Consider the following 20,356-nt stretch of genomic DNA (forward strand, 5'->3'; position numbering starts at 1 on the left):
CCCAAGACCCCTGGTCAGCTTCGCTGGCCGGGGGTTTTGCTTTTATGGCGCAAAAAAGGACGCCGCTGCAGGTCTGGCCAAGCGGTATTGCGGGCAGGTTTCTCGACGATATTTGAGGCAAGTTTCCGGCACCGGAGAGGCGGTCGCGTCGTCTACAATAGCGTCAAATTTTCCCTGAGTGCCTATATGGCCGATATCGAAGGACAAACCTTGCAGGATCTGCCTCTGGATGAGCTGATGGCTTGCCATGAGTGCGACCTGCTGATGCGCCGCGAGCCCGTTCCCCTGGGGCATCGATCCGTCTGTCCGCGTTGCGGATATGAGCTGGAAATCCATCGTCCCCATATGGTTCGCCGCGCCCTGGCGCTGGTGCTGACGGCGCTGTTTCTGTACATACCGGCGAATTTCCTGCCGATCATGCACATCACCATCCTGGGCCAGACGAGTATGGATACCGTCTGGAGCGGTGTTATTGGCTTGTACCACTCGAACATGGCCGGCGTCGCCATCCTGGTGTTCCTGTGCAGCATGGTGATCCCGCTGGCCAAGCTGCTCTGCCAGCTGTTCGTGCTGGTGACCATTCGCTTTAAGGTGCTGCGCGAGCACGGCATGCTGTTACTGCGCGGTTACCAGCACTTGCGCGAGTGGGGGATGCTGGAGGTGTACCTGATGGGCATCATCGTCGCTATCGTCAAACTGATCGATATGGCGGAGCTGCATGTCAGCATCGGTCTGGCCTGCTTTGTGGCCCTGCTGTTTACGCAAGTGTGGCTGGAGGTGACGATGTCCCACCATCAGGTCTGGGGCGAATTGGCCGGGGAGTTCGACGATGCGGGCCATTGATGCCGATATCCTGGTCTGTGGCGAATGCCATCAGCTCAATCGCCGGGACGAAGAGGACGAGACCCATTGCAGCCGTTGTGGCGCGGTGGTGCACGACCGCCGTCCGAACAGCATCACCCGTACCTGGGCATTGCTGATTACCGCCGCCGTGCTCTACATCCCGGCGAACCTGCTGCCGATCATGACGGTGAACTTCCTGGGCAACGGCATGCCTGCCACCATCATGGAAGGCGTGGTTGAGTTGATCAATGCGGACATGCTGCCGGTCGCGGCAGTGGTGTTCATCGCCAGCATTCTGGTGCCCACCTTCAAGCTCGTGGGCATTGCCCTGCTGCTCTATTCGGTGCAACGGCACCAGCCGATGTCGGCCAAGCAGCGCATCATCATGTACCGCTTCATCGAGTGGATCGGTCGTTGGTCGATGCTCGACATCTTCGTCATCGCGATCCTGGTGACGCTGGTGAACTTTGGCAACCTGGCCAGTATCGAGGCGAACCTTGGTGCGGCTGCTTTTGCCTGCGTGGTAGTCCTCACCATGCTGGCAGCTGTTACTTTCGATCCCCGGCTGATCTGGGATAACACGGACGCGGAAAACGACGATGAGTGATCTCCCCAAACCCAAGATGCGCAAGACCACCAACTGGTCGGCTATCTGGATCCTGCCGCTGATCGCGTTGGCCATTGGTGCCTGGCTGGCCTGGCGCGCCTATGACCAGGCGGGGATCGTGATCAACATCCAGTTCGAGAGCGGCGAGGGTATCCAGGCCAACAAGACCGAAGTGATCTTCAAGGGGATCGGCGTTGGCAAGGTGGTCGACCTGCACGTGAACAAGCCCACCCTGGGCGTAACGGCGAGCGTGGAGATGCGCAAGGAGGCCGCCGAGTACCTGAGCAAGGGCACGCGCTTCTGGCTGGTCAAACCGCGTGTTTCGATCGCTGGTGTTACCGGCCTGGAGACCCTGGTTTCAGGCAACTACATCGCCATCGATCCGGTGAAGGGCGAGCAGGAAAAGAACTTTGTCGCACTGAAGGAGCCGCCGCCACTGTCGGACTCGCTGCCGGGGCTGCACCTGACATTGAAAGCCGAGCGCCTGGGTTCGCTCGAGCAGGGCAGCCCGATCTATTACCGGCAGATCCAGGTTGGCCAGGTGAAGAGCTATCGCCTGGCGGAAGACCAGAAGACCATCGAAGTGAAGGTCCACATCGAGCCGGCCTACGCCAATCTGGTGCGCAAGCACACACGCTTCTGGAACGCCAGTGGCATCACCCTGTCCGGCAGTCTCAGTGGCCTGAAGCTGCGTACCGAATCATTGGCCAGTATTGCTGCTGGTGGTATCGCCTTCGCCACGCCGGAGAACTACCCGGATAGCCCGCCAACCGACCCGACCAAGCCCTTCCGTCTCTATGAAGACTTCGATGCCGCCCAGGCTGGCCTCAGCGTCAAGGTGAAGGTCAGTGACGTCAGCGGCCTGACCCCCGGCAGCACTCCGGTAATGTACAACGGTGTGCAGGTCGGCACGGTGAAGAGCATCGACATGGACAAGGACTTCAATGGCGCCACCGCCACGCTGTCCATGGACCCGCGCACCGAGGATTTCCTCAACAGCAAGACCGAGTTCTGGATGGTCAAGCCGAGCATCTCGCTGGCGGGCATCACCGGGCTCGAAGCGCTGGTAAAGGGCAACTATCTGAGCGTGCGCTTTGCCAGTGGGGGCGAGCCAACCCGCGACTTCGTCATTCGTCCGAAAGCGCCACCCTTGAACCTCGACGCGCCAGGCCTGCACCTGGTGCTGACCACGGACCAGCTGGGTTCGCTGGAAGTCGGCACGCCGATTCTCTATCGCCAGATGAAGGTCGGCAGCGTGCAGAGCTACCAGCTTTCCCGTCGTGATCCGTCGCGTCTGGTCATCGGTGTTCACATCGAGCCGGAGTACGCCAAGCTGGTGAACACCTCGTCGCGCTTCTGGAATATCAGCGGCGTCACTATCAGCGGCGGCCTGGACGGCATCAAGCTGAAGAGCGAATCGCTGCAGACGCTGATCGCCGGCGGTATCGCCTTCGATACGCCTGACCCCAAGGCTGCCCCGATCACCAAGGTGCGCCGCTTCGCGCTGTTCGACAGTGAGGACGATGCGCACCTCAAGGGCCAGGTGATCGAGTTGCGCGCCGACACCGCGGATGGGCTGAAGGAGGGCACGGCCCTGCGCTACAAGGGCCTAGAAGTGGGCCGCGTCGAGCAGGTAGAGCTGAGCAAGGACCTGCAGACCGTACAACTGAAGGCTCGTCTTACCCGTGGCGCAGATCGCATCGCACGCCAGGGCACGCGCTTCTGGGTGGTAGGCCCGCAGGTAGGGCTCTCCGGAGTGTCCAACCTGAGCACCATCGTTAGCGGCCAGTACATCGAAGTATTGCCGGCGCCCAAGACTGGCCAGGCACAGACCAGCTTCAGCCTGCTGGGCAGCGAGCCCAACCGACTGCTGGACGCCGACGGCCTGCGCCTGACCCTGAGTGCCGCCCGTCGCGGTTCGCTCAAGGCGGGTGTACCGGTGACCTACCGTGAGGTGCAGGTCGGCAAGGTGACGTCCTTCGAGCTGGGTGAGACGGCCGACCGCGTGTTGATCCATATCCTCATCGAGCCGCGTTATGCAGGGTTGGTGCGCACGGGCAGCCGCTTCTGGAACACCAGTGGTGTGGGTGTGGACGCCGGCCTGTTCAAAGGGGTGAAGGTGCGGACTGAATCGATGGAGACCATCCTTTCCGGCGGCGTTGCCTTTGCGACCCCGAACAACGACGAGATGGGGTCGGCGGCCAGGCCGGGGCAGACCTTCGCGCTGTTCGACGAGTACGACGAGAAGTGGCTGGACTGGGCGCCGAAGATCCCACTGGGCAAAGCGAACTGAGTTTCAGCCGTACAGGAAAAGGGCCGCATTAGCGGCCCTTTTCATTCCACGGGCTCGGTGGATGCGCGAGCAACGTCTGCAGGGTGGCCTGGAGCGCAGCAATACCCATCAGCGTCGCCGCTCGAGGCTGCATGGGCATCGCAAGCTCCACCCATCCTACGAAATGGGCTTGGGTGTCATGCGGTTTGTGAGCATGCTCGCTCCTACAAGAGCAGGGCCACGCAGAGTCGGAAAGGAAAAAGCCCCGCATGGCGGGGCTTTTTAGTTAACGCTGCGAGAGCATCACGCCGGCTCGGCGCTCGCTTCCACATCGTTGTGCGCTGCTTTCTCGGTATCCCGGCGACGGATGTACTTCCAGTCCGCCTCGTCGATGTAGATACCGTTGGGGCCGCTGCCGCCTTCCAGGTCGATGGCCACCTGGGCCGAGACCTGCGGCTTCACGCTCGCCAGGATCGGCACGAAGCCCAGCTGCAGGCTGGTCTCCAGCAACGCCGACTGGTTGCGTTCGTCGATGTCCGCCGCTTCGTCGAGGTAGTAGGGCAGACGTACGCGGCCGGCCTGCTCGCGGTCCATCAGGTGCAGCAACAGATACATGTTGGTCAGCGCCTTGATGGTCATGGTGGTGCCGTTGGAGGCTGCACCGTCGATGTCGGTGTGCATGATCGGCTGGCCGCCCATCTTGGTGATCTCGAACGCCAGCTCGAACAGGTCCTTCAGGCCCAGCTGATTGTTGTTCGCCGCCACCAGGCGTGACAGGTAGTCCTTGGCTTCCTCGTTCTTCGCATCCTGCTCGGCGCTCTGGGTCAGGTCGAAGACCGAGAGGTTCTCGCCTTCTTCGTACTGGCCAGCGCTATGGATGATCTGGTCGATGTGCTTGAGCGCGTCCTTGTTCGGCGCCAGCACGATACGGAAGCTCTGCAGGTTCGACACCTGGCGCTTGTTGATCTCGCGGTTGAACAACGCCAGCTGGTGTTCCAGGTTGTCGTAGTCGCTGCGGATGTTGCGCAGGGTACGGGCGATGTCGGTGACTGCCGCGCGGCGCGCCTTGGCCAGGGTCATGGCTTCGTCGGTGCGGTGCGCGTAGGCGTTGATCAGCAGTTGAAGGCGACGCTCCGGATCATCCTCGCTGTCGAACTTGGCCACGCCCTTGAGGCGTACCTGGGCGTACAGCGCTTCGATCTGGCCGTCCACGCGTTGCAGTGACTGCCAGGTGTCCTGGTAGTCGTTGAGCAGCGGCAGCAGGTTGTCCATGGAGTCGTCGACCGGGTCCATGAACGGGATGCCGAAGGGCAGGTTGGCCGGCAGCAGCTGGCGGCGACGCAGGGCGTCGTCGAGGGTGCGCTGCTTGGCTTCCATGTCGGCCAGTTGGCGGCCGATCAGCTGCAGTTTGGCGGAGAGCTGCTGGACGCGTTCGGTGAAGGCGTCGGCGGAGCGCTTGAGTTCGTCCTGGGTGGCTTCCAGCTGGGCGAGCTGCTCCAGTTTGCCCGGCTCCTCGGCGTTCAGCGTCTGGCTGCGGCGGAAGTCTTCGAGCGCCTTCTGTGCGTCGAGCACGTCCTGATACAGCTTGTCCGCCTGTGCCTTGCTGGCATTGCGGTCGGCGGCCACGGCCTGCTGGGTCTTGAGCTGCTTGAGCTCTTTCTCCAGGCGCTCCTTCTGGTCGCGCAGGGCGGCGCGGTCGGCCAGGGCCTGCAGGGCCGGCGGCTCGATGGTGGAAAGGTCGATGGTCAGGCCGGGTACTTCGAAGCGCTCGCCCTTGAAGGCATCGAGGATCTTCTCGACGCTGCCGACCCACTGGCCGGCCTCGTCCAGGTCCACGCCCTTTTCACCCAGCGGCAGGCTGAACAGCGCGCCGTTGAACAGACGCATCAGGCGCTCGACGTCCTGCTGGGAGAACTCCTCGCGCAGGCGGGCGTAGCTGTTGTTGTCGGCGTGTTCGAGCTGCTGGCGAACGCCCTTCAGGCGCTTCTCCAGGTCGCGCATGCGCTCTTCCAGGTCTTCGCTGGAGAACTGCCGGGAGTGCGCCAGGGCGCCGGCCAGTTCGTCGTGGGCGTCCTTGGCGGCGAGCAGTTGCTGCTCCAGCACCTTGACGTCGTCGACCAGCGCGAAGCGGTTCTTCAGCACGGCCAGTTCGCCCATCCAGCGCTGGATTTCGCTGATCTCGCGCTCCAGGCGCATCAGTTCGGCGGTGCTGCCGCGCTGCTCGTTCTGCAGGCCGTCCTGCTCGCGCTTGTAGTGCTCGGCCTGGATCACCAGCTCTTCCTTGCGCGCGCCGGAATAGTCTTCCCAGGTGCCCAGCAGGTTATCCAGCAGCGGCGAGAGACGGTGCATCTTGCCGCGCAGCAGTTCGCGCTGTTGCACGCCGTTGGCCAGCGCCTCGACCAGCGGGCCGGCGGCCACCAGGGCCTGGTAGTCGCCTTCCATGCGGCGCACGTCGCGGAAGGCTTCCTCGCAGGCGGCGATGTAATCGACGCTGCCCGAGCGCAGGCTGTGCTCGAAGGCATCGAGGAACAGCTGCTTGAGCTTGGCGGCGGTGATCTCGCGCATGTGCAGCAGGTTGATGAACAGCGAACGGAAGGTCTTCAGGCTCTGTTCGCTGGTGGAGCGCAGCGGGATCAGGGTCAGGTCCAGCGGGATCGAGGTGTGGCCGCCAACCAGCAGGCGACGCAGCTCGTCGGGCTTGAGCTCGTAGGACTTGATGCCCTCGCGTTCGAGGTTGGCATACAGCTCGCGCAGGCGCAGGCAGGTGCCGTTCTTCTGGTAGTGCTCCAGGTCCAGCTCGCCCTGGTAGGCGAAGAACTGGTGGCCGAAGCCGCCGCCCGGGCCGCGGCCGCCGACGCCGATCACATGGCGGCCGTTGGGCAGGTCCAGCTCGACGAGGATGTAGCTGGTGTCGGTGGCGAAGTAGAACTTGCGCGAGGCTTCCAGGCTGTACTTGCCGAAGCTCATGTCGGACATGCGCGCGAGGATCGGGAACTGCAGCGCGTTGATCGACGCCGACTTGCCGAGGTTGTTCGCGCCGTACACCGACAGCGGCTGTTCCAGCGGGAAGATGCCGAGGCTGTAGCCGGCGGTGTTGAGCAGGGCGAAGCGGCGGATGCCGTAGCGTTCCTGGGTCATGCCTGGGCCTCCTGTTCTTCGGCGATGGCGCGGGCGAGGGCGTCTTCTTCGCTCTCTTCTTCGGCGCTTTCGGTCTTGGCGGAATCAGCAACGGTGGCGGGTTCGTCGATCACCACGATGGCGTCTTCGCTGTCGGCAGCGGGTTCCTCTGCGTAGGACTCGAGGATCACTACCGGCTCGTCGTCCTCTTCCATCAGCATCGGCGCGGTGAACTGCATTTCGCTGGCGTGCAGGTTGGCAGCCAGGTCGCGGTCCTGCTGGACCGACAGGCAGACATCGAGGAAGCGGTGGATCGGCGGCAGGAAGCGGTAGACGCCGTTGTCTTCGGCGGCGAAGCCGAGCTGGGTGAGGCGGCGCATGACCTTCTCTTCCAGTTCTTCCTGGGTGGTGACCTCGGCCTGCAGGAACAGGTCGCGGTACTTCTCCAGCAGCGGCGGCAGCTCGTCGCGGCCGATGCTGCCGCCATCGAGGACGGCCAGCGGGTCGCGGCCCTGGTCGGCGAGGTGCTCGACGAGGATGAAGGTGAACAGCGCCAGGCGCTGGGCGGTCTTGTTCACCTGGGCGCCGATCTGCTCGGGGACGAAGTAGTAGAAGCCACGGGTATCGCAGACCAGCTCGTAGCCCAGGCTGCGGAACAGCGCGCGGTAGGCGTCCTGCTGGTTGGACAGCTGGCTGTACAGCTCCGGGTCGCGGCGGCTGATGTGGAAGCCCTTGAACAGCTCGCGGAAGATCGGCGCGAGCTGGGTCATTTCAGTGAGATTAATCTGCATGCGATTCGCTCTTGCTGTCCTTGCCAGCGGTCGGGCCGGCGATCAGGGCGAAGGAGCACAGGCTGACGCTGTGCTGGAGAGTGTCGTATTGCGCTCGCTCGAGGCGGTCGCGCTGGAAGCGGGCGTCGCGCGACAGGCGCGAGAACCAGTAGAGCAGCTCGTCGGTGGCGCCTTCGGGCTCCTGCTCCAGCAGCCACTGCATGAGGTCCGGCAGCGGCAGCGCGGCCTGGCAGCGGTCGAGCATTTCCCTGGCAGTGCGCGGCGAGCGCTGCGTGCCATCGCTCTTGCGATTGCCGCTGGCCTTGGGGAAGTGCGCCGGCTTTGGCTGGAAGCTGGCGAGGGCGAAGACGTAGCTTTCGACCTGGGACGCGGTGCCCAGGAAGTTGCTTTGCGGCCGGGTGAACATCGGCAGGGCGGCCTGCGGCACGGCGTCAATGCCCTTGCGACGGATGACCGACAGCGCCAAGGCGGCGCCGCGGGTGATCGCGTTGTGCCGACGGGCTTCCTCGCGCAGCGGCAGCAGTAGCTCGCGGGCGCGGCGCAGGGTGAGCTGGGCGGTGGTCTGCATTTCCAGGATGCGCGCATGGGTGCGCAGCAACTGGTCGTCATCCACCAGCTGGCCGAGGCGAGCCTGTTCGCTGAGTAGGCGCAGCAGCACCTGCTCCACGCGGTGCACGCCCTGTTCGAAGGCGCCATCGGCGGAGACCAGCTGGATCATCGGTTCGACGTATTCGTCCCAGGTCGCCAGGACTTCCGCATAGCGCTGGCGTAGCGGAATCTGCCGGTCCTGGGTCTTGGCCCGTTCGGCCACGGCAACCAGCGCCTGTTCGTCGTTGGCGAGCTTCTTCAGCACGTCGCGCACGCGCATGTCGAGCAGGCGCAGCTGGCGGGCCAGGTCGTTGCCGTCGCGTGCCTCGAAGGCTTCGCGAATATAGCCGGCCAGACGCTCGAGGTGGCGCAGGTAGGCTTCGATCTCCAGGCACAGGCCCAGGCGGTGCTCCTGGCGCAGGTAGGCGAGGAAGTCGTGGATCTGCGCGTTCAGCTCGAAGCGGTTGGGGCTCTTGGCCACCGGGACGAGGATGTCCAGGCGGACCCACTGGTCGAGCAGGGCGGTGATGTCCACCGGGGTGCTGTCGGGCAGCTGGCTGGTGAGCTGGATGCGCAGCTCCACCAGGCTCAGGGTGCCGGCGTCGAAGCGCTCGCACAGCGGTTCGAGCAGCACCCAGTGTTCGGCGAGGGCGCGTAGTACGCGTCGTGGGTCGATCATCGGCTTGGTTGGGCCCGGAATGAACAAAGGGAGCGATTGTACTGCAAAGGCCTACCCCTGGCCGACAGGGTGACGAAACGCGTCAGTTTGCGACTGCACGAGCAGTGCCCGTGTGACGCATCTCACGGAAAATCGGGCCTAAATGGCTGAATTTTCTGGCAAGTTTTTTGCCAAAGTCTGTATCAGAGACCTAGATATCAGAGTCTGATTTACGCCGATGACCTACGACGCCGCACTCGCCAAAGCCCGTTGGGCCGAACTGGAACGCCAGAACGACCTCGACTGGGACCTGGATGCGATCACTGATCGCAACGAAGCCATCGCCTTCCTGCAGCGCTTCGAGAATCGCTTGTGCATCTACTCGTCGTACGTCGAGAAGCTCTACAGCAACTACAGCTTCGTGATTCCGGAGAGCCAGGAAGGCGGCATCACCATCCTCCCGGACGAGCAGGCCTGGTTCGACACCTTCCATGACATCCCCGGCGACGCGGTAGAGCCCACCGGCATCCACATCCTGCCCGGCGAGACCATGGGCTACAGCGGCCTGTACTTGAAGATTCCCGGCGAGCACCGGCTGGTGGCCTCGCGGGAGTTGCCCTTCCAGGATGGCCTGAAGCTGCTCATCAACCGTTACCGCATGCGTGGAGACATCTTCCTGCCGGTATTGGTGAAGGGTGACCTGCGCGAGTACGAGGCGCGCATGCCCTCGCTGCACCTGCACCGCCTGAACACCGCCAAGCTGCAGGCGCATTCGCGGTTGAACCTCGACGCCATCAAGGGCGCGATTGCCGAGCATCTGATTGGCCTGTTCCGCCACCAGTAAGCCTGTGGCTGTCACCCGGGTGTGACGATGGGTAACAACCCGGTCCGGACTTTCCTTTGCTCGTCTATCGTTCGAAGCGATTTACTCGACTATGGGTCGGCCCGCCGTGGCGGGTGAATTCCTATAGTGGCATCACGGCGCCGAGTCTCGACCTGTTTCCTGACCCGATACGCCCGACGAATAACAACAGGTGCCCCGCACGACGGGGCCCCGGGAAAGGAGAGTGCCATGCGTCAGTCCTCCGGTCCGCTCATGCGTGCCCTTGCCTTGCTCTGTGGCGGCCTGCTGGCCTTTTCCGCCCAGGCGCGCATGCAGTCGATGGACGATGAAGAGCTGTCCACCATCTCCGGCCAGGGCGCGATGCTCACCGTCGACGCCTCCACCTACCAGAACTACCAGTACACCCGGCTCAACTTCGGTGCCGACATCAGTTTGTTGACCAACATCGATCAGTTGAGCCTGGGCAACTACAGCCGCACCGGCTCGACCACCGTTTCCGGCCAGCCGGCGGATATCCTGATCAACAACTTCGCCCTCGGCCGGGTGGATAACGCCAATACCGCCGACGCGAAGGTGGTGCCGTTCCAGATCCAGGACCCCTACGTCGAGTTTGCCTTCCAGACCAACAACGGCGTGCGCCAGCTGGTGGGGGCGCGGGTTGGTTTCGGCAAGGCGCAGGGCGATCTCTCCGGCGACATCCTGTCGATCACCGGCAACCTGCAGGGCCAGATCTACGGCCCGGCCTCCATCGCCTACGACTACTACACACGCAATGGCTGCCCGAACATCATCAACTGCCTGGCGCTGGCCGTGGCCGGCGATACCCCGGTGTACGCCGACGTGGTGCTGCTCAAGGCCGGTACCGGCGAGGCCACCATCAACGGCCAGCCGATCAACCGCGCCGAGCAGATCGGTATCGCCAAGGGAGACTCGCTGCACTCGGACGCCGGCGGCCTGATCGCTTCGTTGATCCCGACCCTGTCGACCACGAGCAACTGCCAGGCGCTGGGCCTGACGACCTGCTTCGACCTGACCAACTACAAGACGATCTATATCGGCAAGCCGGGCTCTACCGATATCAATACCGGCGCCCAGGGCATTTTCTTCTCCCTGCAGAACCAGAACGTGCCCTGGCAGGACCTCGCCAACGCCGGCAACTTCGTCAACACCCAGTCCGGCGCCTTCGCCAACTTCCCTAAGGTGGGCAGCGGTGCGGACGCGGTGTATCCCATCCTGATCAACCTCTACGACGCCCTGCGCGGCCTGCCCCGGCAGTCCACCTGCATGGGCTCGCAAGCGGCGGGCTGCTGACATGGGCTGGCGCGCAGCGGCATTGGCCTGCCTCACCGGTTGCCTGGTCAGCCTGCCGGCGCTGGGCATGAAGGCCCTGGATGATGATCAACTGGAAGAAGTCAGCGGCGCCGGCCTGGGCTTCTTTATCGACGGCTTCAGCTACGACCAGGCCGCTGCCACATCGAAGATCACCGGGGTGAAGAACAGCGCCAACCAGGATGTGCAGGTGGACATCACCGGCGCCTATATAAAAGGCGCCGGCAGCCAGCGCGGCACGCTCGATACCAAGGCCTACCTCGGCACGCCCATGCACCCGTTCACCCTCGGCCCGGTGAAGTACAAGGCGGGGCTGAACATCCCGGCCAACCAGGAGGCGCTGCAATTGATGACGCCGACCTGGACTGACCCGATCAACGACACCCACAAGTTCGGCCTGTGGTCCTACTACCAGGGCTGCCTGTATGGCGACGCCGGTTGCACCAACCCGGCCCAGGCGACCAACAAGATCAACGCCGAACTGAGCGCCCTGAAGACCCAGCGCGACACGCTGCTGACCACCTATTCGAACAACATGGTGACGCTCAAGAGCGGTATCGACGCCGACATGGTGGTGGTCAACCAGCGCGAGGCGCAGGTGAATACGGCGCAAGTGACGCAGAAGACCAACTACAACAGCATGAACACCCGCTACAACGCCGCTCCCACGCAGGTCTGCGGACTGTGGTGCGTGGACCGCCCGGCGCTGGGGACCAAGTACGATTGCGGCATCCTCGCCGCCTGTAACAACAACACCGCGGTGAAGAACTACAACGCCTCGGTGGATACCTACAACACCAGCACCAGCGACCTCACCACCGCGCAGCAGAACCTCAGCGCCGCCTGGAACGTCAGCCGCAACGGCGTCACCCTGAGCCAGCGCGCCAGCGACTACGACAAGTTCGTTCAGCTCTGCGGTGCCCAAGGCGGCAGCGCCACTACCTGCGTCAGCGGCACCATTACCCGCACCGAGAAGAACGTCTCCACGGTGCAATTGGTTGCGGGTGCCATGCAGAGCTCATCCGGCACCCGCATCCAGGGCCTGGATATCGGCATTGCCACTAAGTTCACCCTGCCCAGCACGGCTTACAACAGCAACGGCAGCGCTGGCGCTACCACCACCCGCACCGACTTCTTCTCCATCGCCCTGGAGAACTTCACCCTCAACGGCTCCTACCTCAACCTGTGGGGCGATGCCGCTGGCCTGAAGGCCTCCATGAGCCTGCAAATGTACGCCGACAAGCTGATCATCGCTGGCTGCGAGAACTGCTCGGACACCAACAAGGTGGTGGCCAAGAACGTCTACTTCGACCTCAACCTGGGCGACGCCAACTACCAGCCGGCGACGCTCTCGGTAGCCAGCAACGGCGACCTGATGCTCAGCGCGCCGGGCGTCACCTGGGCCAACCACGAGGCCTTCTACCAGAACGTGCAGAAGAGCAATATCAGCATCGGCAACCTGAACATCAGCGGCACCGATGTCGGTTCCCAGGCCATTCGCGGCCTGCGTATCGATTACCTGAACGTCCGTACCGTGAACCTGCCGCGCTAGCGCATGAGGAGACTCGCCGTGAAAACCGCACGCCTTTCGAGCCGACTCCTGGCCCCCTTGTTGGTGCTGGCTGCCGTGGCCGCCCACGGCGAGATGCGCGGCCTGGACGACAGCGAAATGGCCGATGTCAGCGGCCAGGATGGTGTCAGCCTGAGCGTCAACTTCAATCTCGCCGCCAACCCCGGCGATACCCGCTGCACCGGCGGCTGCGGCGCGCGCCTGGCGATTCAGCCGCTCAACAGCACCGGCTACATCGTGCTGGACAACATCAAGGGCACCTTCAGTTTCGACGGCATGTCCATCGACATGGTGACCATCAACAACGGCTTCAATGGCGACGGCGCGCTGTTCAACCGCCAGGCCATGAAGATCGGCCTGACCAACGCCAGCGCCACCAACCTGCAATTCACCCTGGGCGGCGCCAACCAGGGCAAGGTGTCCGGCAGCGGCCTGCAGCAGACCAACCTGCTCACCTACCAGGCTACCGGCGCAGTCAAGCTCACCGGCAACGTCTACGTCTTCGGTACTCCGTAAGCGATTCGCACAGGCGCTCCGCCCGCCGGCCTTTCCCCCCGGCGCGTTTCACGCGACAATCCCGCCTCGTCGTGTCGGCCTGCCCGTGCAGGCACCACCCACAGGTAAACGCCCCTTGATCGAAGAAGCCCGTCGCCGCGCCTACCTTGGCGCCATGCAGGTCGCCAGTTGGCTGCCGCGCGTGGTGCTGCCGTTCGCCGCCCCGTCGCGCCCGGAGCTGCTGGAACCCTCTGCGCCCCTCGTCGCCGAGCCCACGGTTGCTGCACCAGCCGCCGCGGCACGCGAGGCTGTCGCTCCGGTCGCTGCACCCTCGGTTGCGCCGGTCACCGCCGGAGAGCCCGGCTCGATTGCCGCGCGCCTGCTGCCCAAGGTCGCTGCTCCGACCAAACCCTCGCCGATCAAGGCTGAGGAGCCGGCTGAGGCGGAAGCCGAACAGGCCGTCCGCGCACCGGTTGCACCGCCGCCGCGCTTTGCCCTGCAGCTGCTGCGTGCTGGCGAATGCATCCTGCTCGTCGAGCTGCCCACCGGTGAACCACTGGCCAGTCGTGATCCGGCGTATCTGCTGTTGAAGGACCTGCTGCGCGCCGCCGGCCTGCCGGACAGCCCGCAACTGATGGGCGAACCCGTACGCTGGCCGCTGTTCTCCCGTGGCAACATGGACCAGGGCCCGCAAGCTGCCCGCGAGTTCGTCCAGGGCTTTGTCGCTGCACGGCTGGAGGAGGGGGCCCCATGTTCCTGCCTGTGGCTGGTTGGCATGCCTGCCGTGCGCTTCGCCGGCGAGGGCGATGAAGAATCCCTGCTGCGCGAGCTGCAGGTCGAAGGCCTGGGCGTTGCCTGGGCGCTGCCGGGCCTTGAGCGCCTGGCCGAAGAACCTACCTTGAAAGCCGACCTCTGGCGCGCCATGCGCCGTGTGCGGCAACGCTGGATGAGTCAGAACCCTGCATGAGCGACGCCGTTTCCTTCCGCCCGATGACCGAGGCGGACCTCGATGCCGTACTCAAGATCGAATACGCCGCCTTCAGCCACCCCTGGACACGCGGCACCTTCGCCGACGGCCTGAAGAGCTACGAATGCTGGGTGATGTTCGAAGGCAGCCAGCAGGTCGGCCACGGCGTGATCCAGCTGATCCTCGATGAGGCGCACCTGCTCAACATCACGGTGAAGCCGGAAAGCCAGGGTCGTGGTCTTGGGCTGGCGCTGCTGGAACACTTGATGAAGCGCGCCCACGAGAAGGGCGGAGTGGAATGCTTCCTCGAAGTCCGCGCCTCCAACGGCCCGGCCTATCGCCTTTACGAGCGCTATGGCTTCAACGAAATCGGCCGCCGCCGCGACTACTACCCGGCTGTCGGCGGTCGTGAAGACGCGCTGGTGATGGCCTGCACGCTGGTCGACTGACCTCGCTGCAAGGCGTGCTTGGCCTCACCGTAGGATGGCGTGGAGCGAAGCGATACCCATCAATAGGTGCGCTTGCAGCATGGGTATCGCTGCGCTCCACGCCATCCTACGAAAGCTCCCGGGCCAGACCTGTACATGTGTAGGAGCGGGCGCATCGCCCGCTCCAGCAGGTCTACTCCGCATGTTCGACAAAGCGTAGGAATCCGCCGCCTCGATTCCCTCGCAATTCTTGAGAAATTTCCTGCGGATCTGGTTTTTCCGAGGGTGATTCCTGGCTTACCCTTAAGACCAATAACAACAAGAACATAAGGTCGCAAACATGAATCGCAGCGATGTGATCGTGGTGGGCGCCGGTATTTCGGGGCTGACCGCGGCCTGGCGTCTGGCGCAAGCCGGGCGGCGGGTGAAAGTGATCGAGGCCAACAAGCGCGTCGGTGGGCGTACCCTCAACCATCGCTTTGCCAGTGGCGAAGTGGTCGAGGTGGGCGGCCAGTGGGTCGGTCCGACCCAGGAGCGCATCCTTTCCCTGCTGGCTGAACTCGGCCTGTCGACTTATCCGCAATGGAACCAGGGCGATAACCTCACGCTTTTCGGCGGCCGGCTCAGGCCGTATCGCGGCACCATTCCGAAGTTTCCTCCTCACGTACTGCTTGATGTCCTTCAGGCCCATGTTCGCCTGGACCGCATGGCGCGGGAAATCCCGCTGGGCGACCCCAGCCTGCATCCCAAGGCGCCGCAGTGGGATAGCCTCACTTTCGCAGAATGGCTGCGGCGCAATGTGCGCACCGCCACCGGGCGCAAGGTGTTCGAGCTGATGTGCGGTGCCGTGTTCGCCGCCAGCCCCCATGACCTCTCGTTCCTGCATGTTCTCTTCTATATCCATGGCGGCACCAACCTCGATACCGTGCTCGGCGTCGAAGGTGGCGCCCAGCAGGAGCGCATCCTCGGCGGTTCCCAGCGGATCAGCGAAGCCCTCGCCGAGCGCCTGGGCGACGTCCATACCGGGGAGCCGGTGCGTGCCGTACGCCAGGACGACAGCTGCGTCGAACTGGTGACTGATCGCGGCACGCACCAGGCCAGCCACGTCATCTTCGCCATCCCACCGACGCAACTGCTGCGCATCACCCAGGAGCCGCTGTTGCCCAGCTGGCGCGACCAGCTCTTGCAGCGCCTCCCACAGGGGGCGGTGATCAAGTGCATGGCGCTTTACGACAAGCCGTTCTGGCGCGAGCGGAACCTCTCCGGGCAGGCCACCAGTGAAACCGGCCCGGTGCGCCTGACCTTCGACAACAGCGTCCCTGACTCCGGGCGCGGCGTGCTGCTGGGCTTCATCGAGGGCGACGAGGCACGGCAATGGAACGCACGGCCCGCCGGCGACCGCCGTGGCCAGGTGCTGGACTGCTTCGCCCGCTACTTCGGCGAGCAGGCGCTGCAGCCGCTGGATTACGTGGACAAATCCTGGGCCGAGGAACCCTTCGCCCGGGGCTGCTATGCCGCCCTGTTCCCGCCGGGACTGTGGAGCAGCGGTGCGGCGCGCCTACGCGAACCCTACGGGCGTTTGCACTTCGCCGGCACAGAAACGGCGACGCGCTGGATGGGCTATTTCGACGGGGCCGTGGAGGCCGGGGAGCGCGCGGCGCGGGAAGTGCTCGGCGCGCGGGAAGATCACGGGGAGGAAGATTATGTGCGACACCTTGGTATTGCGTAGCGGCGGGGCTACCTGGTTCGCCAAGAACAGCGACCGCGAACCCGCCGAAGCGCAACGCCTGATCCGCCTGCCCGTGGTCAGCGGCGACAGCGCGGCCAAGGTGCGCACCAGTTATCTGGAGATCCCTCAGACCGCCAATCGGCACGGCGTCATCCTCAGCCAGCCGGCCTGGTTGTGGGGCGCCGAGATGGGCGTCAACGACAGGGGCGTGGCCATCGGCAACGAAGCCGTGTTCACCAGGCTGACCCAGCGCGACGGCGAAGCCTTGCTCGGCATGGACCTGCTGCGCCTGGGCCTGGAGCGTGGAGGCAGCGCTCGCGAGGCGCTGGCAGTGATCACCGAACTGCTGGAGCTATACGGCCAGGGCGGTCCGGCGGGCTACCGCAACAAGCGCATGCGTTACGACAACAGTTACCTGATCGCCGACCGCGACGAAGCCTGGGTGCTGGAAACCGCCGGTCGCCTGTGGGCGGCGAAGAAGGTCGAGCGCTGGGCTATCTCCAACGCCCTGACCCTGGGCCATGAATACGACCTCGCCAGCCCCAACCTGGAAACCCAAGCGCGCCGCTTCGGCTGCTGGAATGGCCGTGGCGATTTCCACTTTGCCCGCGCCTTCGATGGCCGAGTCCTGCCCTGGGTCGCTGGCGCCCATCAGCGCCGCCAGCTCAACGAGGACTTCCTCGCCCACTGTCCGGCGCAGGTCGACTGGCTGGCGCTGGTGGTGGCCCTGCGCAGTCACGGCCATCGCGGGCACCGCTTCAACCTGCACGACAACCGGCAGATCTGCCTCCACGCCGGCAGCTTCTGGCGCCCCTCTCAGACCACCGCCAGCCTCATCGCCCGACTCGATGGCGAATCCCCGCGCCTCGCCGCGACCGCCACCTCTGCGCCCTGCCTGTCGATGTTCCAGCCGCTGGGCTTCGACGAGCGCGCCGGGGAAGGGCTGCTCAGCCGCGAGACCGACGCTGTGGAGGATTCGCTCTGGTGGCGCTTCGAGACGGTGCACCAGCGCGCCCTGGCCGACCCCGGCTTCGCCGACGCCCTGCGCGCCGGCCACGGCTGGCTGGAAACCGAGTTGCTCAGTGCCCTGGATCGGCGCACGCTGGACTGGCCGCGCCTCGCTGCCGAAGGCCAGGCCTGGCACGACGCCTGGCACCAGCTGGCGCTGCAACAGGCGCCGCGTCCGCCGCGCTGGTGGCGGCTGAATGCTGTGCGCTGATGCGGCTTGTCAGTCACGCCCGCGCTGCGTAAGGTGCCGCCAGCCAATGATGAGGAGCCGGACATGAGCGATCTGCAGGAACTGTTCGACAACAACGCCCGCTGGGCCGAAGCCATCAAGCAGGAAGACCCCGACTTCTTCGCCAAACTGGCCCGCCAGCAGACCCCCGAATACCTGTGGATCGGCTGCTCCGATGCACGCGTGCCGTCCAACCAGATCGTCGGCCTGTTGCCGGGCGACCTGTTCGTCCACCGCAACGTCGCCAACGTCGTGCTGCACACCGACCTCAACTGCCTGTCGGTCATCCAGTTCGCCGTCGACGTGCTCAAGGTCAAGCACATCCTGGTTACCGGCCACTACGGCTGCGGCGGCGTGCGGGCTGCGCTGCACCACACCCAGCTCGGCCTGATCGACGGCTGGCTGCGCACCATCCGTGATCTCGCCTACGAATACCGCGACCACCTGGCGCAGTTCGAGAAGGAAGAAGAGCGCGTCGACCGCCTCTGCGAGCTCAACGTCATCCAGCAGGTCGCCAACGTCAGCCACACCAGCATCGTCCAGAACGCCTGGCACCGAGGCCAGAAGATCTCCGTGCACGGCTGCATCTACGGCATCAAGGACGGCATCTGGAAGGATCTCAACGTCACCGTCAGCGGCCTCGACCAGCTGCCGCCGCAGTATCGTCTGCGCCCGCTCGGCCAGCCTTGAGCCGACGCCTGTGCGTCATCCCCGGTGACGGCATCGGCCGTGAGGTCGTGCCCGTCGCCGTGGAGGTGCTGCAACGCTTGCTGCCCGATCTGCAGGTAGAAGAAGCCGAAGCCGGCTGGGACTGCTTCCAGCGCCACGGCACCTCTGTTCCCGACGCCACCTACGCAAGCCTGCGTGCCTGCGGCGCCGGGTTGTTCGGCGCCGTGGCCTCGCCCAGCCACAAGGTCGATGGCTACCGCAGCGCCATCCTCAGCCTGCGCCAGACGCTGGCGCTGAACCTCAACCTGCGCCCTGTGTGCTCCCGCCCAGTTGTATCGCCCCGCGCCGGCATCGACCTGCTGGTCCTGCGGGAAAACAGCGAAGGCCTCTACAGCGGCCGCGAGCACTGGGAAGCCGAAGGTATCGCCATCGCCGAGCGCGTCATCAGCCGCGCCGCCTGCGAGCGCCTCGCCGCTGGCGCCGCCGAACTGGCCCGCCTGCGCCACGCCCGACGCGTCACCCTGGTGCACAAGGCGAACGTTTTGCCGCTGACCTGCGGCCTGTTCCGCGACACCTGCCGCGACCTGCTGGCCGAAGACGGCTGGAGCGACGTGCTCGACGAGCGCCTGGTCGACGTCGCCGCCCTGCAACTGGTCGAGCACCCGGAAGCCTTCGACCTGATCGTCACCACCAACCTCTTCGGCGACATCCTCTCCGACCTCGCCAGCCACTGGGGCGGCGGACTGGGTCTGGCGCCTTCGCTCAACCTCGGCACGGGCATCGCCCTGGCCGAACCCGTCCACGGCAGCGCCCCCGATATCGCTGGCTTTGGCCGTGCGAACCCACTCGCCGCCATCCTCAGCGCCGGCATGTTGCTGCGGCATTACTGGCAGTTGCCGGAATTGGCAGATCGCATCGATGGGGCGGTGGATGCGTTCCTGCAGGAAGAGGGGAGTGTGGATTTCGGGAATAAGACGACGCGGGTGATTGGGCGGGGAGTATTGGAGCGGTTGAGCCAAACATCGAGTCATTGAGCGCGCTCGCTATTGTGCTAGCGTGCTCTATCTCTAAAGAGACATCTGCGCACACATGACGCTGCTGATACTCGCTCTCGCGCTGTTCGTTCCGCCACTACTTCTGTTCTGGCGGGCCCCAAGTTTTACCTGGCCGATGCGCTACCTGCTTGCCGTCATACCCGCAGCCTGTACCGGAATCGGCTGGCAGCTGGGCTTTTGGGGGTATACCTACACCAACTGCCAGGGTGGAGCGAAGAACCTGCATGACTGCCTGGCCGGTGGTGTGGACATCACTGCCTGGGTTGGCTACGGGCTCCTCCTGATGATTCCCTTCCTGTTCCTTGGTGTGCCACTGTCGCTGTGGTTTCTGCTCGACACCGCCGCCAAGCACCTGGGCCAGTCCCGTTCGCCGTATTGACGTCGCTGGGTATACCGGCGAACTAAGCTCAAAGCACCACTCTTCTCACGGTGCCCGGCATGTGCGGACGCTACGTCAGCCCCGAGGAGGCTGCCATCGAACGTTACTGGCACATCGGCGCGCGCCCACCGCGGCGCTGGATGACGGCCTGCTACAACGTCGCCCCGACCATGAGCGTGCCCATCCTGCGCAACGACGAAAGCGGCCAGCTCGAACTGCTCCCTGCCCGCTGGGGCCTTATCCCTACCTGGTGGAAGCAATCCACTCCTCCACGCTTCTCGTTCAACGCTCGCAGTGAAGAAGCCGCCGGAAAACCCCTCTGGCGCCAGGCCCTGCGCAGTACCCGCTGCCTCATGCCTGCCCTGGGGTGGTACGAGTGGAACGAGAAGGAAGTCCTGCGCAACCCTGCCGGCCGCGAGGTCCACCAGCCGTACTTCATCCACAGCCCCAACGACCCCATAATCGCCATCGCCGGCCTTTGGTCCCTGCGGATAAACCCCAATGGCGAGCCTGTTTTCTCCTGCGCCCTGCTGACCAAGGCCGCTGCGCTGAGCATCGAAAACATCCACCACCGCATGCCTGTGGTGCTGGCGCCGGAAAACTTCGACGAGTGGTTATCCGTTGCTACGCGCAACGAAGCGCTGGGCGATTTGATTCACCATGCGCGGGGAGACTTTACGGGGTACCGGGTGTCATTACGGGTGAATGACACGAGAAATGATGCGGAGGAGTTAATTGAGGATGCCGAATGAGTCGAGCGCGTAGACTTTCCGCAGGC

The 20,356-nt window shown here is 64.5% G+C and carries 18 protein-coding genes; 15 read left to right on the forward strand and 3 right to left on the reverse strand.

The features are described from left to right. Positions 1–186: 186 nt before the first annotated feature. From FAS41_RS28840 to FAS41_RS28850, 3 genes are read left to right on the forward strand one after another with little or no spacing between them, the layout of a single operon-like run. Positions 187–843: a paraquat-inducible protein A gene (locus FAS41_RS28840; protein WP_138526714.1), complete on the forward strand. Its 657-nt coding sequence runs from the start codon at positions 187–189 to the stop codon at positions 841–843. Beyond that, complete coding sequence (locus FAS41_RS28845) at positions 830–1,450, forward strand: paraquat-inducible protein A (protein WP_138526715.1); 621 nt, start codon at positions 830–832, stop codon at positions 1,448–1,450. Before FAS41_RS28840 ends, FAS41_RS28845 begins: the two co-directional genes overlap by 14 nt. Next, positions 1,443–3,743, forward strand: a complete 2,301-nt coding sequence (locus tag FAS41_RS28850) for a PqiB family protein (RefSeq protein ID WP_138526716.1) — start codon at positions 1,443–1,445, stop codon at positions 3,741–3,743. Before FAS41_RS28845 ends, FAS41_RS28850 begins: the two co-directional genes overlap by 8 nt. Positions 3,744–4,025: 282 nt before the next feature. Here the strand turns inward: FAS41_RS28850 and mksF are convergent, their stop codons facing one another. Genes mksF through mksB form a run of 3 tightly spaced genes read right to left on the reverse strand, consistent with a single transcriptional unit; the run spans position 4,026 to position 8,897 of the window. Continuing rightward, complete coding sequence (gene mksF / locus FAS41_RS28855; RefSeq protein ID WP_138526717.1) at positions 4,026–6,860, reverse strand: Mks condensin complex protein MksF; 2,835 nt, start codon at positions 6,858–6,860, stop codon at positions 4,026–4,028. Then, complete coding sequence (mksE, locus tag FAS41_RS28860) at positions 6,857–7,630, reverse strand: Mks condensin complex protein MksE (protein WP_138526718.1); 774 nt, start codon at positions 7,628–7,630, stop codon at positions 6,857–6,859. The genes mksF and mksE overlap by 4 nt, the downstream gene beginning before the upstream one ends. Then, positions 7,620–8,897: an Mks condensin complex protein MksB gene (gene mksB, locus FAS41_RS28865; protein ID WP_138526719.1), complete on the reverse strand. Its 1,278-nt coding sequence runs from the start codon at positions 8,895–8,897 to the stop codon at positions 7,620–7,622. Before mksB ends, mksE begins: the two co-directional genes overlap by 11 nt. A gap of 217 nt (positions 8,898–9,114) precedes the next feature. Between mksB and FAS41_RS28870 the strand changes: the two genes are divergently transcribed. From FAS41_RS28870 to FAS41_RS28925, 12 genes are all read left to right on the forward strand, one after another. After that, positions 9,115–9,720 (forward strand): hypothetical protein, encoded by a 606-nt coding sequence (locus FAS41_RS28870; RefSeq protein WP_054911231.1) that lies wholly within the window; start codon positions 9,115–9,117, stop codon positions 9,718–9,720. Positions 9,721–9,948: 228 nt separating this feature from the next. Then, positions 9,949–11,031, forward strand: coding sequence for a hypothetical protein (locus tag FAS41_RS28875; protein WP_138526720.1), 1,083 nt, complete (start codon positions 9,949–9,951; stop codon positions 11,029–11,031). Between the two features lies 1 nt (position 11,032). Then, positions 11,033–12,601, forward strand: a complete 1,569-nt coding sequence (locus tag FAS41_RS28880; protein WP_138526721.1) for a hypothetical protein — start codon at positions 11,033–11,035, stop codon at positions 12,599–12,601. 18 nt (positions 12,602–12,619) lie between these two features. After that, positions 12,620–13,135 (forward strand): DUF6160 family protein, encoded by a 516-nt coding sequence (locus FAS41_RS28885; protein WP_138526722.1) that lies wholly within the window; start codon positions 12,620–12,622, stop codon positions 13,133–13,135. Positions 13,136–13,250: 115 nt separating this feature from the next. Further along, positions 13,251–14,081 carry an energy transducer TonB gene (locus tag FAS41_RS28890; protein WP_138526723.1) on the forward strand — a complete coding sequence of 277 codons (831 nt, stop codon included), beginning with the start codon at positions 13,251–13,253 and terminating at the stop codon, positions 14,079–14,081. Continuing rightward, positions 14,078–14,530 (forward strand): ribosomal protein S18-alanine N-acetyltransferase, encoded by a 453-nt coding sequence (gene rimI, locus FAS41_RS28895; protein ID WP_081516411.1) that lies wholly within the window; start codon positions 14,078–14,080, stop codon positions 14,528–14,530. Before FAS41_RS28890 ends, rimI begins: the two co-directional genes overlap by 4 nt. A 319-nt stretch (positions 14,531–14,849) precedes the next feature. Then, a complete protein-coding gene (locus FAS41_RS28900; protein ID WP_138526724.1) occupies positions 14,850–16,238 on the forward strand; it encodes a flavin monoamine oxidase family protein in 1,389 nt (462 codons plus the stop codon). Beyond that, a complete protein-coding gene (locus tag FAS41_RS28905; protein WP_138526725.1) occupies positions 16,213–17,457 on the forward strand; it encodes a C69 family dipeptidase in 1,245 nt (414 codons plus the stop codon). The genes FAS41_RS28900 and FAS41_RS28905 overlap by 26 nt, the downstream gene beginning before the upstream one ends. Before the next feature lie 63 nt (positions 17,458–17,520). After that, on the forward strand, positions 17,521–18,165 hold the full coding sequence (can, locus tag FAS41_RS28910; RefSeq protein ID WP_138526726.1) for a carbonate dehydratase: 645 nt from the start codon (positions 17,521–17,523) through the stop codon (positions 18,163–18,165). After that, entirely contained in the window at positions 18,162–19,178 is a 1,017-nt protein-coding gene (locus tag FAS41_RS28915) for an isocitrate/isopropylmalate dehydrogenase family protein (protein WP_138526727.1), read from the forward strand. The genes can and FAS41_RS28915 overlap by 4 nt, the downstream gene beginning before the upstream one ends. Before the next feature lie 55 nt (positions 19,179–19,233). Beyond that, positions 19,234–19,578 carry a hypothetical protein gene (locus FAS41_RS28920; RefSeq protein ID WP_138526728.1) on the forward strand — a complete coding sequence of 115 codons (345 nt, stop codon included), beginning with the start codon at positions 19,234–19,236 and terminating at the stop codon, positions 19,576–19,578. Between the two features lie 59 nt (positions 19,579–19,637). Next, entirely contained in the window at positions 19,638–20,330 is a 693-nt protein-coding gene (locus FAS41_RS28925) for an SOS response-associated peptidase (RefSeq protein ID WP_138526729.1), read from the forward strand. Positions 20,331–20,356 lie beyond the last annotated feature (26 nt).

This window comes from Pseudomonas nicosulfuronedens, assembly GCF_005877905.1.
Classification (GTDB): domain Bacteria; phylum Pseudomonadota; class Gammaproteobacteria; order Pseudomonadales; family Pseudomonadaceae; genus Pseudomonas; species Pseudomonas nicosulfuronedens.

Bases quoted from the DNA above. Each gene is read 5' to 3' on its own strand.
- mksF (WP_138526717.1), bottom strand. From the start codon at position 6,860: ATGACCCAGGAACGCTACGGCATCCGCCGCTTCGCCCTGCTCAACACC.
- can (WP_138526726.1), top strand. From the start codon at position 17,521: ATGAGCGATCTGCAGGAACTGTTCGACAACAACGCCCGCTGGGCCGAA.
- FAS41_RS28900 (WP_138526724.1), top strand. From the start codon at position 14,850: ATGAATCGCAGCGATGTGATCGTGGTGGGCGCCGGTATTTCGGGGCTG.
- FAS41_RS28920 (WP_138526728.1), top strand. From the start codon at position 19,234: ATGACGCTGCTGATACTCGCTCTCGCGCTGTTCGTTCCGCCACTACTT.
- FAS41_RS28850 (WP_138526716.1), top strand. From the start codon at position 1,443: ATGAGTGATCTCCCCAAACCCAAGATGCGCAAGACCACCAACTGGTCG.
- FAS41_RS28870 (WP_054911231.1), top strand. From the start codon at position 9,115: ATGACCTACGACGCCGCACTCGCCAAAGCCCGTTGGGCCGAACTGGAA.
- mksB (WP_138526719.1), bottom strand. From the start codon at position 8,897: ATGATCGACCCACGACGCGTACTACGCGCCCTCGCCGAACACTGGGTG.
- FAS41_RS28845 (WP_138526715.1), top strand. From the start codon at position 830: ATGCGGGCCATTGATGCCGATATCCTGGTCTGTGGCGAATGCCATCAG.
- FAS41_RS28840 (WP_138526714.1), top strand. From the start codon at position 187: ATGGCCGATATCGAAGGACAAACCTTGCAGGATCTGCCTCTGGATGAG.
- FAS41_RS28925 (WP_138526729.1), top strand. From the start codon at position 19,638: ATGTGCGGACGCTACGTCAGCCCCGAGGAGGCTGCCATCGAACGTTAC.
- FAS41_RS28905 (WP_138526725.1), top strand. From the start codon at position 16,213: ATGTGCGACACCTTGGTATTGCGTAGCGGCGGGGCTACCTGGTTCGCC.
- mksE (WP_138526718.1), bottom strand. From the start codon at position 7,630: ATGCAGATTAATCTCACTGAAATGACCCAGCTCGCGCCGATCTTCCGC.
- FAS41_RS28880 (WP_138526721.1), top strand. From the start codon at position 11,033: ATGGGCTGGCGCGCAGCGGCATTGGCCTGCCTCACCGGTTGCCTGGTC.
- rimI (WP_081516411.1), top strand. From the start codon at position 14,078: ATGAGCGACGCCGTTTCCTTCCGCCCGATGACCGAGGCGGACCTCGAT.
- FAS41_RS28875 (WP_138526720.1), top strand. From the start codon at position 9,949: ATGCGTCAGTCCTCCGGTCCGCTCATGCGTGCCCTTGCCTTGCTCTGT.